At 45.5% G+C, this 554-nt stretch carries 1 pseudogene; it reads right to left on the bottom strand.

What is annotated here, in order from left to right:
• Positions 1-277 precede the first annotated feature (277 nt).
• Positions 278-554: pseudogene (locus R7R78_RS28655) on the bottom strand (methyl-accepting chemotaxis protein); the annotation flags it as partial.

The raw sequence follows: 554 nt of genomic DNA on the forward strand, positions 1-554 counted from the left end.
TGAAGAAGTAATGCATGAATAGATAACTTGCGAACGGGAGCGTGTTGATTGAGCCCGCCAACCCGTCGCTAACCGCCATCCATAACGATTTCTTTTTAGAGCTTAGCATTTTATCTACAAGCGATTCTTTTTAAATAGAGAGGCTTAGCGTTGGAAGAGGGCTATGAAGGCCTCAATTTAAAGAACCTTGACCAAGCTCTGGTTTTTATCGGCAAATGACATTAAAAAAGCCCAGCGATGAGCGCTGGGCTTGAATAGATAAGAATGACGTGAGTGACTATGCAGTTTTGAATTGACCGACGATCTCTTGTAGACCTACCGCCAGCTCACTTAAATCGCGACATGCAATTGCTGTTTGGCGTGAACCTGTCGCCACTTCGCTAGAGAACTGGTTGATGTGTTCCACGTTACGATGCAGCTCTTCTGTTACCGAGCTTTGCTCGCTGCAAGCACTCGCAATTTGAATGCTCATTTCAGCAATGTTATCTGCGCCTTTTTCGATTTGGTCGATGGTTGCACCGGCTTTTTGTGCTTGCTCAACGCACTCTTGAATC

The sequence above is a fragment of the Vibrio sp. 2134-1 genome (assembly GCF_033339495.1).